The sequence below is a fragment of the Parasphingomonas caseinilytica genome (assembly GCF_036663755.1).
Lineage (GTDB): Bacteria > Pseudomonadota > Alphaproteobacteria > Sphingomonadales > Sphingomonadaceae > Sphingomonas.
In genome coordinates, this window is record NZ_JAXOJL010000007.1 from 1 (window position 1) to 15,661 (window position 15,661).

Annotated in this window: 5 protein-coding genes and 1 pseudogene; 1 reads left to right on the plus strand and 5 read right to left on the minus strand. The window is 62.9% G+C overall.

What is annotated here, in order from left to right:
* Positions 1–968: 968 nt before the first annotated feature.
* The 5 genes from U1738_RS14520 to U1738_RS14545 form a co-directional block, all read right to left on the minus strand.
* Entirely contained in the window at positions 969–3,470 is a 2,502-nt protein-coding gene (locus U1738_RS14520; protein WP_332789776.1) for a hypothetical protein, read from the minus strand.
* Positions 3,470–7,033 carry a hypothetical protein gene (locus U1738_RS14525; RefSeq protein ID WP_332789777.1) on the minus strand — a complete coding sequence of 1,188 codons (3,564 nt, stop codon included), beginning with the start codon at positions 7,031–7,033 and terminating at the stop codon, positions 3,470–3,472. Before U1738_RS14525 ends, U1738_RS14520 begins: the two co-directional genes overlap by 1 nt.
* Positions 7,030–9,198, minus strand: a complete 2,169-nt coding sequence (locus U1738_RS14530; protein WP_332789778.1) for a hypothetical protein — start codon at positions 9,196–9,198, stop codon at positions 7,030–7,032. Before U1738_RS14530 ends, U1738_RS14525 begins: the two co-directional genes overlap by 4 nt.
* A complete protein-coding gene (locus U1738_RS14535) occupies positions 9,188–14,323 on the minus strand; it encodes a DUF6603 domain-containing protein (protein WP_332789779.1) in 5,136 nt (1,711 codons plus the stop codon). The genes U1738_RS14530 and U1738_RS14535 overlap by 11 nt, the downstream gene beginning before the upstream one ends.
* Before the next feature lie 283 nt (positions 14,324–14,606).
* Entirely contained in the window at positions 14,607–15,323 is a 717-nt protein-coding gene (locus U1738_RS14545; protein WP_332789780.1) for an IS6 family transposase, read from the minus strand.
* Between the two features lie 56 nt (positions 15,324–15,379).
* Here U1738_RS14545 and U1738_RS14550 point away from each other — a divergent pair.
* Positions 15,380–15,553, plus strand: a pseudogene (locus U1738_RS14550) (IS481 family transposase); the annotation flags it as partial.
* Positions 15,554–15,661: the final 108 nt, after the last annotated feature.

A 15,661-nucleotide genomic window follows, 5' to 3' on the forward strand; every position in this document is an offset into this window, starting at 1 on the left:
CACCGATAGAGCCCTTTTCCAGCTTACCGAGCAAGGCGCCTCGAAGCTCGAACGCATTTTCTCCGTGGCGTTGCAGTCGAGGCTCATCGGATAACGCAAATAGGATCCAATGACCCATAATTAGTAGTTCCGGATCGATTTACCGCCGGCCGAAAGCAGTCGCTTGTTCATCACCTAATTAATTATTCTAACGCAACAATTCAAGGCGATATAGCGCTCTCTAAAGCCGAAGCTACCGACCGTGGCGGCCATCTCGTCTACTTCCAGACTGCTCACTTCACCGTTATCATGCTAGCTGCGACCACCGTTTCCTAGCGATGATCAACAAATACTTATATTTACGGGAGGGGGTTTCATCCGGGGCAGTCCGTTGACGCTATTTGCCTCGTCACTTCCAGATCGAAAGGATCTTTTTTGACGGCTACCGTAAAGTTTTTTTTCGGTGTAGTCGACTTTAAACGGTCAAAATGCTTGAGCAACGCCGTGCGCTGAATTTTTGGTCATCGCAGCCGTGACCTGCCCCCGTCAAGTGAACGGGTTTAATTGTAATTGGATTACGCTCGCCGCCGCCATATCAGCCGCCAGGTCCGGTCCTCGCTGGTCGAGACGAAGAGGTAGAGGCCGCCGGTGTCGGCGAGCTTGTAGTGCGCTCGTCAGGCTTGGCGTGCTTAACCTTTTTGGAGTCCAGGGGAACGCGCGGCTTCTTGGCCGTAGCATCCGACATCAGTGCCCCCTCCCGACCCAATCACGTGCCCCCGCAATGCCCCCGGGTGCCCGGGTGGTTGCGATTACGTGAAGCCGGAGGAGACGGCGTGCGACGCCTAAGGCGCTGATTTGCTTCGTGAGAAGGTGCCGTTGAGACGGCAAGAGGCAGGATGAGAAACCTGCCTGGCGGTGCTGTCAGTCCAAAGCGAACCGCTCTCTGCATAATGGATACCGGCTTTTGGACCAATTGGTTGGCTTTAGGTTCAGAAACTTACCGGCCCCACTACTGCCAATCCCGAGGCTGACGGGTCGGAAGTCAGCACAGCGACTTCCCCGCGGTCGCCGCCCTCCTTGATGCAGCGGCACAGCATGTGCTCGGTCTGGCCGGGGATCTTCTCGAGCCAATACAGGTATTTTTGAGTTATCGTCCAAGCCGTCAATCCGGTATCCAGCGTTAACGACATGATCGACGTATCGAAGTTAACGAGATTGCCGCACCTCTCGAAGCTGACATCTTGGCCATTGCTGTTAAAAGTATTACAATAAATTGAGTAACCATCCGTTGTCGCAGTTACGGAATAATATGATTCAGATACAGGGCCGCCGGCGACGTCGACAATAGGGCTCATATTACTGGTCGTGGTCGAGTATTGCGAAGAGCCACACGGGGCCACAATCATGCCGATAGCAATATCGGCAAAAGCCCAAAAACTGTCGCCTAACGGGCCAATGCCCAGCTCACCATTAATAAATGGGAGATGACGAATCCTGGCTAAAGGCAGCCGCGACGAGATATTGAGCGGCGTCAAAGGGAGTCCGGCACCCGCAAACGAAATCGCCGCGGGTTGTTGCGGTGTCTGGTATAATAGAACCGGATTAAAGCTTAGGTCGAAGACGACAGAACATAAGATTTTACCCGCTTGGGCGTATGATACGCTGGTAGAAGGGACGCTGCTCGATCCCATCCCAGCGTAGATACCGTTGACCTGTCCTGCCGCAGTCGACCAGTTGATCATGAGTTGTTCGAACGTGAAGCCGGCTGGTCCCACCTGACATATGTTCGTCGTAATATCGGTGACCAGCGACGAATCGCCGGGTGAAGGTTGCTTGGCTGGATTGTTGCCGGGTAACCATAAGGCGATACCGCCTGGCACGGGGTACGCCACGCTGGTGATGTCGGTGATCGCGACCACAGGCCCCGAACATGTCATGGTCTCCGGCGGATTGAATCCGTCGTCGCAGGTCAGCGTGAAGCTGTAATTCCCGCCGGGGTAGCCGGTCGTGGTCGGCGGCAGATAGCAGCCGCTCAACAGTTGGTCGACGCCGCCACTGGCGACGGTCCGGGCGGTGACGTCGATCGGCGCGTCGATGCCGGTGCCGCTCAGCGTGATCTTCATCGTCACCCCGCGCACGGACCAGTTCATTTGGATCACCGGCGATCCGGCCGTGTGCGGCGCGCCGGTGAAAGCGTGGATCTCGGGCGGTTTGGTAGCCAGTGTCACCTGCTTCATGTATGCACCAGCTGCCCCTTTACCCTCGCAGATCAAGGTCATTTGCTGTTGATGACTGGAAGCCGGGTTCCAACTCCAGTCGTCCTGGGCCGCGCCAGCGTGCAGCGTGGTCGTTCCGAGCAACAACGAACAGGGTGTCGTGGCTTTGGGATCACTGCCGCAGGTCTGCCAGGAAATGTCGACGGTATCGCCCGCGAAAAAGCTGCAGTTGCCGACGCCGGTGCACACCTCGTGCTTGTTGTTGTCGCCTTCGTATTTGGATTCCAGCACGAAGGTCGCGATCGTGGCATAATAGCCCTTGGTCAGTGCCAGCCGAACACCGCCGTCGGTATAGCCAGCGATGGCTCGGTTGGCCACGGTCAGGTAACAGATGTTGCCCTCCTGCGCCGGATCGAGCTCGGTCAGCAGGCCGGTGAGGAGGAACCGGTATTCGGCATTGGCGGCCAGGAACGTTCCCGGCGGCGGCCGAAGCACCCAACTGGTGTTGGTGGTCTTCGCGCAGGTCCAAGTGGCATCCTCGGGCGCTATCGCAACATGATCGAACAGGCTTTCGGGTGCGATGTCGTCGCTCCAGGGACCATAGGAAAAAGTGAGATTGAACGCGGCATCTGCGTTCGCTGTCAGCGCGGAGGGGCCATTGATCAGCGTCAGCTGCAGACGGTTCGCCGCGACGATGTTCGTGATGTTGAGGAGCGCCCCCGCAGTTGCCGCATCGGTCAGTTCCAGCACATAGAATCCGTCCGGCACCGGCGTGCCCGCGCTTGTGTAGGTGATGCCTTGGTCGGACTGAAGCCAGCCCAGCGCTGCGGGACAATTGGCGTCGTTCAGGTTTAGGGTGCCGGCCGCATGGCCATTCGCGACCGCGATATGCGTCAGGTGGACGACATAGGGGTTGGTCGCATCGTGCGCCTTGCCCAGCACGAACGGTTTGGTCGGACACAGGCCGATCAATTCGTCGAAGCCCGCGATCGCCCAGTCGCCGCTCCTGGCCGCCACCAGTTTGATGGCGTTGTTCTCGGCCGGAGTCTGTTCCACGATCTGCAAATAGATCGTCGATGCGGAGCCCGTACCCGGGGCCGATGGTGCCACGGCGGGAACGAAGATCTGGTCTTTGCCCGTGGCGTTGACCAGCATCAGCTTCAGGTCATTTTGCGTCGGATCGGCGTTGCTCAGCGTGATCGTCGGGCTGGCATCCGCGCCCTGGATCGGCGCGGCTTCGTTCAGGACGTAAAAGAGCGAAATGCCATTCAACATTAGCGCAAACCCCCGTCGTCTTCGTGGAAACCGGGATCTAGCACCAGCCATCCCTCGCGCAGCGTCCGCTTATGTGCGCTCGGCATAGCGGTCTCGCCGGGCCGTCCGATCGCGTTCGTCGACTGCCAGCCATGCGCGTCGCGATACACCCAGCGCCACTTGCCCGCACCCTGCGCGGGCAGCGGCATTGCGAGCTGATCCGGATCGGTCAGCACAGGCGCAGTGAAGAATGCGACCCGGATCGCCTCCACCGCGTCCGCGAAATGCGCGGGGTCCAGGGCGAGCGCGTCTGCGGGATGCAACGCGCTTTCGACCGGGGCTGGCGCGCGCGGATCGACGAGAACGGTAAAGCTATGCGCTAATGCCGCCGGATCAGCACAGATCTCGAGCGGGAACGCGCCAGGCGACGCTACTGGCCCGTCGAGGCCATCGGCGAACGACGAGAAGAACAGGTCATATGAGGGCTTGCCCGCGCGCTCGGCGAAATATCCGACCACACCATCGTCCGCAGTCCCGGTTCCCCCCAGCTGGGTCGGCACCGCGACCTGCGCAAAACCCGCGGTCCAGCGCGGTGGCGGCTGGTCGGGGTCGAACCTTGATCGCGCGAAATAGGCGGCTTCCTCTCCGCACGCTGGTTCGCCGTACAGGTCGAGCTTGATCGCCAACCGCGCCAACGCGAGCGGTCGACCGACGAGCAGGGCGTTACCGCGGGTCTGAAGAAAGCTTTCGGGTAGTATGATATCGGTGGCGCGGCCGAGCGCGGCCAGCAGGGGTTTCAGCATGACCGCCGGGGTCGGTGCCGATGCAGACGGCCAGTGCCATAATCCGTTGATGGCGAGATCGGCAAGCCGGGGGTCTTGATCGGCGAAGGCGACAACGGGATCGTCGCTCTTGCCCGATCCCGGAAATGCCTGCCACGCGACTGTATCGTCAGCCCCGCCCAGGATAAACGACCCAATGCCGTTCCCGGCCGCGTCGTAGATCGCCAGCGCGCGATCGACGTGATTGAACAGCACCCATCCGAACACGGGGGTCGATCCCGGTGCCGCGCTGACGATCCAGTCGTCGTCGCGCGCCGGAAGCCAGCGGCCGGACAAACGGCTGGGCTGAGCGAAGCGCGGGCACAGTTCGGCCAGCGAAGGATCGGCACCGCTCGGCGCGACCATGCTGCGCGCGAAGACGAGCTTGTCGGTAAAGTCGGTGATCACCCGACAGTGGCCGAATGTGTCGATAAGGCGCAGGCTGGTGGGCACCACGAACCCGGCGCGGATCGGGTTGAAGGTGCCGGTGACCCAGGGCGACGTCGACGTCATACCCACGACATGGGCGGCGACCCTTTCGACCAGCGCCCGGGTCATTGCGTCGCCCACGGGGTCCAGTACGGGAAGCTGGCTGCCGCTACGGCGCATTCGTAGCGCGTCGTCGAAGCCGCTTAGGCTCTGGGTGAGGATTGGAATGTCCTGCAAAGCGCCAATGATCTCCTGCACCGCGGGATCGACGGGATCGTCCGGATGATCCAGGACATACAGCGCGAGCGCGTCGGCGATCGTCTGGCGCGGCCGCGGCGTCATGAACGCGTGGCCGTGATAGTCCTGATACTCCCCTGGCCCGGTCGCCCCGGCGAAATGCAGTTCGCCCTCGACCGGCGCGGCGTAGCGTTCTGTCAGGAAATCGGACGCGTAGCTGTTGATCGACGCGAATTCGCTCGACAGCCATTGGACGGGCGCGAACTGAACGCTCCATCCCAGCATGAAGGGATTCCAGTCCGGCCGCCACGACGCCTCCCGCCCGTCGCCGCAGGATGCGAGCAGCGCGGCAATCAACGAGTGATGGCGGCATCCGAGCAGGATGGGTGTTTCGCCGGTCGGCGCCGGCCCCGCCTCGGCGATGATCGCGCTGGCGAGAGTACAAACTGCACGGCGCTCCGCGTGCAACTCTCCCGGCAAGGCCCCGTCGCCGAACAGCAACACCGTAGGCGGATTCGGTTGCCAGAACGGAGCGTCGGGCACGGCAATGACGTCCCAGCTCGTGCCGGACACGGAATGCGCGAGGCGCTCGCGCAGCAGCGGCAGGTGGACCGTGCGGGCAGTCTGGATGTCTGCCAGCGCGCTGGGGAGCGGGGCGGCCGGGTCGGTGAGCGACCGGAACAGATAATTGCCGACATTCGTCGCCGCTGCCGCGTCCGGTGCCCCGCCGTAATTGAGTTCCAAGAACTTACCCCAATCGACGAACACCTGCCAGCGCATCGTGTCGATCCGACGGGCAAGCGCATTTGTCGTTCGTTCCAGCCGGACCACTTGCGACAGTTGCGCGGCGATGTCGTCGTTGAGCGGCGTGGCCGGCTCACCATCCGAAGCCGGGCGCTGCTTCAGGCAAGAGATCGATCCTCCCGGCATCGACCGAAACCGCGCGCGTTTGAGTGTACCCGCGATCGCGGCCTCGATATCGGCAGCCCGATCGATTTCTGGCAGTTTGCCCAGCATCAGCGCGTTGATGAGATCCTCTACTGCGGGCGGCGCATTGTTGGCAAGATGCGCGAGCAGCGCCGCGGTCGCTTCGCCCGGCGAATTGCCGATCGCGACCTTTTTTAGATCCAGATCGCCGGGATCGCCGCCCAGATAGGATTTGCCCGGATCCCAGGAGATGCCGGTCAGTCGCCCGTGATAAACGCTGTCGACGGGCCGCACCTGCGCGTCAGCCCGATCATGCATTTCGTCCGGCAGGGTCCAGCCCAGCTCGCGCACAACCTGTTCGCGCCAGCCGGTCTGCTCGAGCCGCTCGGGCAAGCTATGCAGGATATCGGTTTGCTGGCCACCATACCAGCCGATGATGTCGTAGCTGAGCGTCGTGCCGGCCAGCAGCGCATTGTCGTCGGTAATCGGATCGTGGAAGCCGAAGACGCCCGCGCATTCCGAATAGAGCGACGCGAAATGGACCGAGCCGCCAACGATCGCGGTCAGTCGGCTCCCGCGATCGCCCAGATAGCGCGCCGTCTGATCGCCGCCTTCGTGCCACGGGGTGGATTGGGCATGGCCGAGATACGCGTAGGGGAGCTGATCCTCGGCGGTCGGGTGTGCGGGCTTGGCCGGCAGCGAGGGAACCAGCGCGCAAGCGTGAGCGCCGGGCTCGGTGGCGACCCGGTCGCTCTCGACCACCCATGATGCCTGCGGCAGGGGCCCGTTCGCGGCCGTCGTTCCCGATCGCACGATCAGCCAGCGGTTGGGCACGGACGGCATGCTGGCCATCACGGCGGTCGGGACGCCCCCGGTGCCGCTAACGCGTCCGCGGGTAAGCGCCTCGGGCAGCATCCAGTGGAGATGGACGCCGCGTGCGCGGACCACCAGCGGGACGGTCGCGGGGTCGAGCGCGCCATATTCGCTGACGCAACGATCGGTATACGGCCCGGAATTGTGCAACTCGTGCCCGGCGTCGCGATAGGGCAGGTTCGTGTATTTGGCCGCCGGCGGGACGAAAACCTTGCGCTGTGCGTCCTTGTCACCGATGCACTGCGCGTTCACGCCGATGGTCACGACCAAGGCCTCCGGACTGGTCGTCGGCGTCATGCGTCCGCTCCTGGCGCGGATGGTCCGCTCCTGAACAACACTTGCGCCACGCCCTCGGTCATCTGCAGCGCGAATTCCGCGCTGGTGAACGGGGTGGCCTCAAGCGCGTTGCCGATCACGCCGAACAGATTGGCGATGTCGATCCGGCCATCGGCGGGAAGCGACGCGGTGACACTTTTGCTGGTTAGTAATCCCGTGTCCGGATCGCGCAGTATCTTGCTGATCTTTTCCTCCCCTTGCTGGCCGACCAGATCGACGCCGAAGTGCATGCCTTCCGATGGTTCGCGCAATTCTAGCTCGGCGATGACCCGGTCGCCTTCCAATAGGCAGAACAGCAGGTCCGGTGCGAGCCGGTCGAGCCGCAACACGGTCAGCGCGTCACCCTGGCCGGCCTTGCCAAACGCCCGTACCTCGAGTGCCGGCCAACCTTTGACCACCGTCGATCGCAGCAGGAACCCGCTGATGACGGACGCAGCGGCGGGGTTGCCCGGCCGAGCGGCGGCGATCGCAGCGCGGATCGAGGGCATCGCGGCGGCGTCGTGCCGCTGCCGCGCCGCGCTGGTCCGGCCGATCCCCAATGCGCCATCCAGCAGGTTTGCGATCCAGTTCGCGTCGAGCTGGAAGAAGCGCAGTGATTCCGGTGGCAGCATCGTAGCGTCGGGAACGAGATAGTCGAACGGCACGGCCTTCAGCGTCGCAAGCGCTCCGAGCCAACGCGTCATCGCGGAGGGCAGCGGGTCAGGCAATGCCGGCGCGGACCGACCCGCTGCAGCAGGGGCGAAGCCGAGCGCGCGGCGCAGCGTAGTCGAAAGCACATTTCGCAGCGCATTGCGCGGGCGGTCGTCGGCGCAATGCGCTGTGCCCGAATGCGCGGTACCGAATGCCGCGCGATGCGCCATCCGCGCCGACGCGGCGACCGCCTTGCGCAACTCACCCTCCCGCCAGGCATAGACCGTCGTCGAGAAGTCCCGGCTCTGCAGCGCGAGCAAGCGGCCGAGTTGCCATGCCGCCGCGTAGGAGGCATCGAACAATCCGGTCTCCGCGTCATAGTGAAGCAGCGTATCCGAAGTGCTGGCCGTACTCGGCGACAGGATCCGGTCGGGTTCCAGCCGGTAGGGAAGCAGTGGCCCGCGGTACCAGGAGACAGTGCCATCGCCGGTTCGCAGCGTATGCTGGAGCGGGACATGGCCGTCGGCCAGGATCGGCTTGATCCGGGTGCTGACCGGACCCGGCACGGGCAGTTGCAGCGTGTTCGGCGTCGCCAGCCTGACGTGCTCAAGCAGTGCGGCGAACCGACCGGCATCTTCGGCGCTCGCCATGAACGTCCATTCGGCAAGCAACGTCAGCCTGACCTTTTCGGTGTGCACGGGAAACGGGACCGATTTGGGGCTACGCAGATACGGCCCATAGCCTTCCAGCGACACCAAATGGACCCGGCTGCGCACCCCCTCGATCGGCAACCGGTTCCCGATGACGACCGCGAAACAGCCATTCTCGACGCCGTCCTGCCCGACGAGATCGGGCCGCGTCCGGTCGGGTCGGGCATCGCGCCGCGCCTTGCGCGCCATCGCCGCACCGGTGACGGTGCGGACGTGGGTCAGGCACGCAAGATCCTCACGCGAGGGGGCGACTTTGTTGAACAGCGCGAACTCCAGGTCCACTGCCTGGCAAATGGCATCATCGTCGTCGGTGACTTCCTGGTCCAGGTTTGGAAAAAACGTGTCAGCCGCGGGGTGGCGGAGCTGCCGCTGCGTCAGGTTAAGAATTGGCACCGCTTGGTCGAGCGGATGCGGCGCGACGTCGCCTTCGTGGACCAGGATGAGCGCGAGCCAGGGATCGCTCGCGTTCTCGCCTCGCAACGACGCGCCGACCTGCGCGTCCGGATCGCGTTGCCACGGCAGGGTTGGCTCCGTCAGCACCACGTGCGGCAATGCGTGGGCGAAGTCTCCACACGCATTGGCGGGCGGGAACATCGCGGAGACGGTTGGCGGCGGCAGAGTAAACCGGACGCCCTTGACGTGAAACACGCGATCGGGCGCGCAAAATTGCGCGGTCACCGGTCCCGACAGATCCTGTCGCGCCTTGATCGTATAGTCGCCCGATTCCAGCGGCGGCCGCTGATCCTGGCTGAAGATGATGGTCGCGTGGTCGGGATCAGGTGGCATGTCGGGTCTCCGCGATGGCGAGTAGAAGCGGCGCGTCGAGCAACTCCGCATGGATGTTCCGACCGAACCCGCCCAGGTCGATATGGGTCGGCAGGTCGAGGCCCGCCACGTGCAGGTCGGCCAGGATCGCGTCGCGCGCCGGCGCGGCCGCGACGATATTCTCCACGGCGTGCCAGCGGGTCGCGGGCCGCTGGTCCGGTGCAGGCGCGGGGACGGCATCCGCGCTCCACGAGATCGCTGTGATGCTAGACGCGGGGCTCTGTACCAACAGATTCGTGACCGGGATGCCCTTGGTCTTATCGGGTGAAACGCTCGCGACCTTGGCGGTAATCGTCACCCCGGTAAGCACGCCCGGTAGCAGCTGGTCTTGGTCCGGACCCCCGGTCGCTGGGTCGCCCCACAGTGCCTTGGGGACGCTCTCTACCACCGGTAAGATGTCGAACCAGTTGGTGCGCTGCTTCGTGCCGCGAAAGATTTCGACGACGTGGATGGAGCGGAGGTCGTCGCTGGCGGCAATTCCGACCGGACGGATCCCGAACGCCGCGCCAGTCGCGCCACCGGCCGCCTCGCTTGATGCGGGGACTAGGCAGTGGGTGCGCAGGACCAAGCGGTTCGCGTCGACCACCCAGGCCCCCGATGCGCTCCCGCTAGCGGGCAAAGTGCGCAGTCCGCCGTCGACCAGACGTACGGAGCAGACCGGTCGCGCGGTATCGGCAAGGAACGACGACTTAAACTCGTCCCAGTCGATGAAGGGCGGTTTGGTCTGGCCTTCGCCAAAACCGATCGTGAACGACACAAACGCCACCTTGACGTGGACGTCGCCGGTGAAATCCGGTCCCCAGATGTGGACCCCGGCACCGATGTCGGCATACAGCGTCACGGTGACGGTCGAGAAAAGCAGGTCCACGTCGAACGACAGCGACACGCCGATGTCGATCTCGGCGACCAAGTCGTAGCTGTACGGCTTCCAACCCATGTAAAAGCTGATCGCCGCGTCGAACCAAGCTTTCAAGCAACCTGCCTCGAACCGGATCGCGTAACTGCCGCCCGCCATGACGCATGAGGGCGTTAACGCGGCGTAACCCTGTCCCGAGGCGGTGATCTCGTCGGAGATGTGCCAGTTGAGCGCGAGCGGCGCGACCGAGGGATAGCCCGGTGGCGGGCTGTAACCGGGCGCGAAGCCGCCGACCGAGACTACGAAGTCACCGGCATTCGGCCCACCGGGCTGATCCTTAAACCAGACATAGACCGCAAACCCGCCCGACAGCGCGCAGTCGGGCGAGATCACGTAGGAATCGGGCGTGAGCATCCCGTTTGCGCGGAGCACGCCTTCGTCGGGCGAATAAGCGGCGGACAGGACGATCGCGGCATGAAGCAGCGGAGAATCGCTCGGCACCGCGGCGGTCGACTTGCCGAGCAGGGCCACCTCGACACTCGGGCCAAAGCTAACCGTCAGCAACGCGAACGACCGAACCAGTTCGAACGAGGTAAAGCGCAAGCCCGCGGCCAGCCAATTCTCGCCGACTGCTGCGGGCATGACGTTGGCCAAGTCGGCCGCCATATCGCTGAACGACTTTTGCGCTTCGGGATCGTCCGGATCGGCGGCCGCTACCAGCGGGAAACTGGCGACGTCGGGCAAGGCGGGGACGTTGAGCTGCCGATTGTATCCGAACCCAGCGGCGACACCGGTCACGTAGCAGAAGGCCGGCCCGCCGAGCGGCGGATTGTCGAGCATCCCATAAACGAACATCGCCATGTGCCCATCGACCGCTCGATAACCGCCCAGCGCGGTCAGGCTAATGCTGGGCGTCTGGATCACCGCATCGCCGTCATATTCGCCGCCCGGCATCGCCAAGAAACCGCCACCGATAGAGATCGGCGGTGCGGAATAATCGATGCCCAAACCGCCCAGTGTGAAGCCTACGTGGGTGGGATGGTCGAGCGGGATCGTCAGGCCGCATTCCTGGAACGATATTGCAATGCCGCCCGCGGTGATGGAGCAATCGAGTACCAGCGCCACTCCCGTACTCGCCCAGCCGATCCTGACGCGATGCAGGAGGATTGGACCGAGCGCCCGATCGACATCCTCCCATAGCACTGCTGCGGGTACCGCCGTCCGCGCGGTCGGCTCGGCGGCAGCGTGGGGTGCCTCGCCAAGTGTAATCGTGATCGGCGCGTTCACGCCCGCAAGCTGGATCGAGAGATGCACCCCCTCCTGCAGTGCGTCGGGGTCGAGAAGAACGGTGCTGCCCATCGCAGCCAGCGCAGTATTCACCTCTTCGACGTCGCCGGACAGGTCGGTCGATGTTCCGACCAATTGCAGCAGGCTAACTGGGTTGGGCAAGTCGCCGACCACCGGTAGTCCGGTTAGAGTATCCGGGATTGGCACGTCGATGATCAGCGCGCGGCGCGACGCGCCATCCCCATCGGGAGACAAGGAGAGCGCCTGGACAGTGGCGGCGATCCCGTCGAGCGTCACCTCGGCCTCCAGCGTCAGGACACGCGTTCCGGTGGCGGCATCAAATACGTAGCAGAACTTTGCCGACGTGAGTGCGAAATCGAGCCCGGCGGGCAAGGCGATGCCGAACCCGATCTCCGTTAGCAGCATGTTCAGCGTGAGCTTCTCGCCCATCGCGTCGCCGCTCGGCGGCCAGGCGATTGTCAGCACCTTGTCGCCCTGCTTGTCGAGCACCCCGGAAATCTCGAAAAGTACCGATGCGATGTCGATGACACCACCGAACTGGGCTGCCCAGTCGTCTTGGGCCGCGCTTCGAACCGCGCGGATCGCGAGACCGGAAAAACCGATACCCATCAGCTCCGCGGAGAAATAAGCGTCGCAGGCAAAGGACCGGTCCCGGTATGCGACCAGTGCGTCTATCCGGTCGATGGCGATCGTTGCGAGTTCGTCAGGCACCAGCGCCGCGGTCGCTTCGCCCGCGATCTCGCCGATGATGGCGTGCAGGCTCAGCGCATCGGACGTGCCCGCGTCCGGGTCGAAATAACTGCCACCGATCAGGATCTCCTGCTCGGTGAAGGTAAGCGAAAGATCAAACTCGCGCTGGTTGCCAAGGATCAGGGCCGCGCCGAACGAAAGTTCGTGATCGTGCGCGGTCTGAAACGTCCCGACTGTCATGCTGAGCCATTCCAGCGACAATGTCGCGTCGCCGATCTCGAACAGCTTGATCGTGTCACTCATCACGACATCGACCGCCGCTTCGTAGAGCTGTTGTTCGTCCGCAGTGACGCCGGTTGCGATTCGCAGCTGCTGGATATTTACATGGGCGAGCCAGCCTTGGATCTCGCTCGGCAGCGCGGCCAGCCACGCCCCGGAGAGCAGCAGGTCGGCGACATCGGTCAGCGCCATTACCGGCAACGTGTTGTCGCCGACCGCCGCGAGATACAAGTCGGGAGTATCGCCACCCCCCGACGGTATCCAAAGTACCGTGACGGGTATCGTCTGTGGCAGCGTGCGTTCGCGTCCAAGCGCCGCAGGATCGCGCTGGAGCGAGCCGTCGACGTAGCAGCCGCTGCTCGGCAGCGTGTCGTCTTCCAGCCACGCCCCGGCCGCAGCGGCGAGGCCGTTGTAGACTGCCCAGAGCTGACCACTCATCCGGTAATGCGGCAGCGCGATCGGCGGCGAGGGCGGCAGGTCCGCGCGCAGGTCGACCGACAGGAACTGGACACCGTCCACTGTGTTGTTCGCGATTGGGCCGGTCATCGCTACCGAGCCCGGCAGGTTGCTTCCCCAGATGGTTTTTAGCCAACCGGCAGGTCCGTCCAGATCGAGTGGGAAGTTGCCAGAAAAGATCAGGCCGGTCGGCACGCCAGGCGCCGGCTTTGGAACGAAGCTGAATGCGAAACCCGCGTGCGCGAACTGGATTTCGCCCAACGGATCGTCAGCCATCTCCGTGAATGTGGTACCGAGCATCAACGGCCCGTTCGGACCGGTGTCTAGGCCGACTGCCAGCCCGTCGCTGACCAGTTCAAACGTCGCAGACGCCGCCAGTGCGTTGAATCCGGGGATCGGCCAATTGAGCTTCGGGACGATCAACTTGGTGCCGGTCGGGACGAGCCGCGGTCCCGAGTATATGACAGTAATCGTTGACGTGCCGGGATCCGCCACGACGAGCCCCGATGCCTTAATCAGCGCATCAAAGCCCTGTGTGCCCAAGGTACGGTCGCATAAAGCCACCGTCCCGCCTGCATTGAACATGGCGGCGATCCGATGGAGGTCGGGAGTGACGGAGGCTATCGCAAGGGGCAGTTTGCCGACCCGATCGGGTTTTCCCCGCCGGTTCGCAGTAGCGATCGGCCCCGGTGGCGGAGCCGCGGGGAACGATACTTTCGCGCCGATCGGGATATGGTCGGTGACACGATAGTATAGCGGGTTCGTGTCGTAGGTCGGCTCGACCGTAATCTGCGCGTCGCGATTGACCAGCACGCGGTCCAGTGGATTGGATGTCCGTCGCTTGGTTCGCACCCCCCGCTTCTTGCGAAATGTCGTGCCGAGCCGCTTGCCGGTCCACACGAACTTTTCCGTGCGGGATTTCAAAGCCACGCCGGGATGGAATTTCGGGATGGGTTCGCCGCCGCCGTAGCAGTTGAAATCGCCAAGGATGAACGCGGTTTCGAGCGCCGGACTGGCCAGCACGTTCAGGGCTTGGTTAGTGATGGTCGGAGCCATTTGCGTGCCCGGACCGGGTGCGTGGAACGCTGCCATCCGGACGGAGTCCCCACCGACCGCGAGGTCGAACACGCACGGGACGCGATAGCTGCTCTCGATGACGTTGTGGGCGTTCATGCTGATCTGGAAGAAATGGTCCATGCGCGTATTCGTCTGGATCGCATTGACCAATAGATCGGTCTGCACCGTCAGCGTCACCGCCTTCCCGTCCACCTCGGTCCGATAGAGGATCTGGTAGAATTCGGCGGTGCTGGCACTCTTGATGCCGCCGGCCGAAATCTTAACGACCGCCCATTTTATGCCGGTCCGGTTTCTATTGAGGTGATCGCAGAACACTTGGCCGACCTCGTCGGAGAGGTTCTTGTTCTCTAACAGGATCGTGATGTCCGCTTTGGCGATCTCGGCGCAGATGCCGGCCTTGTCCGTCTGGGCGATCTTCATGTTCAGGTGCTCGATATTCCAGCACTTTACATTCAGCGGCATCGCATTCCCCCCAGGCCTACCGGTCGCTCCAACCTAGAGAACGCCCCGAGCGCTCCGCAAGCGCGAACTAGCCTCAGGACTCATCGATCGGGCCAGAAGATGACGGTTGCGGCAAGAGCGATGGCGGACATGAAGGTGTGGGCGCAACGATCGTAGCGGGTGTGAATGCGTCGCCAGGGTGCTGTCAGTCTAATGCGAACCGCTCTCCACCCGATGCAGTTTGGTCTTTGAGCGCGTCGGCTTAGCCCGCAAGTTTGCTCCACTCAACCAGTGCGGCTGAGCGGCGTTCCTTATAGGTTTGGCGGTCTACGAGATGGCGTTCGAGGCTGAAGTGATTATGGACGTTGGCGTGCACGCTGGCGAATTTCTGTAGCGTCTTCATTCTCCGGATACGAAGCATCGCTCTCTCCCGCCTTCGGAACGAAAGATGGCTGTTTTCTACCCGGTTATTGGCCCAGCGCCCAACCTCGCGTTTTTCGGAATTGCCGAGTTCGTTCATCGCGGCCCCGTAACTTCGCAAGCCATCGGTCGTCACCTTTTCCGGCGCCCCGTGGCGCTTCAGCGCCTTCTTCATAAAACGAAGCGCAGCGTCCTTGTCGCGGGTTTTGGTGATATAGCTTTCGAGGATTTCACCCTTGTGATCGACCGCTCGCCAGAGGTAGACCATCTCCCCGTTGAGTTTCACGTACATCTCGTCGAGATGCCACCGCCAATGCCGAAAACCGCGCATCGCGCTGACGCGCTGCCGTCTGATATCGCCCGCGAACATAGGGCCGAACCTGTTCCACCAATGCCGAACCGTCTCGTGACAGATGTCAATTCCTCGCTCGAAAAGCAGATCCTCTACATTCCGCAACGACAGCGGAAATCGGACGTACATCATCACCACCAGGCGGATCACCTTCGGCGACGAATTGAAGTAGCGGAATGGGCTAGCAGGTTTGCGGAGGCGGGGCATCGCCGCAGCTTATACGCCCGACACTAACAACCGGTGCATTTGCTTTGACAGGGCCCCATGACGAGCTACGGACGCACCTCGCTGACTTCAGGCCTGCCTATAACTTCGCCCGCCGGCTCAGGACGCTCAGCGGCCGCACGTCTTACGAATACATCGCCAAAATCCGGACTTCAGAGCCTGAGCGGTTCATCGTCGATCCGATCCACCACATGCTGGGACTAAACACCTAGAATAATCAACACCTACCCTTACTCAGCAAAAACTCTTCTCCTGTCGCAGATATAGCCGCTATTACGCTCCTCTGAACTTTTAATATAGTACCAGGCTCATTGAGCTTA

Coding starts and splice junctions, on each gene's coding strand:
- U1738_RS14525 (WP_332789777.1), bottom strand. CDS start 7,033: ATGACGCCGACGACCAGTCCGGAGGCCTTGGTCGTGACCATCGGCGTG.
- U1738_RS14530 (WP_332789778.1), bottom strand. CDS start 9,198: ATGCCACCTGATCCCGACCACGCGACCATCATCTTCAGCCAGGATCAG.
- U1738_RS14535 (WP_332789779.1), bottom strand. CDS start 14,323: ATGAAGATCGCCCAGACGGACAAGGCCGGCATCTGCGCCGAGATCGCC.
- U1738_RS14520 (WP_332789776.1), bottom strand. CDS start 3,470: ATGTTGAATGGCATTTCGCTCTTTTACGTCCTGAACGAAGCCGCGCCG.
- U1738_RS14545 (WP_332789780.1), bottom strand. CDS start 15,323: ATGCCCCGCCTCCGCAAACCTGCTAGCCCATTCCGCTACTTCAATTCG.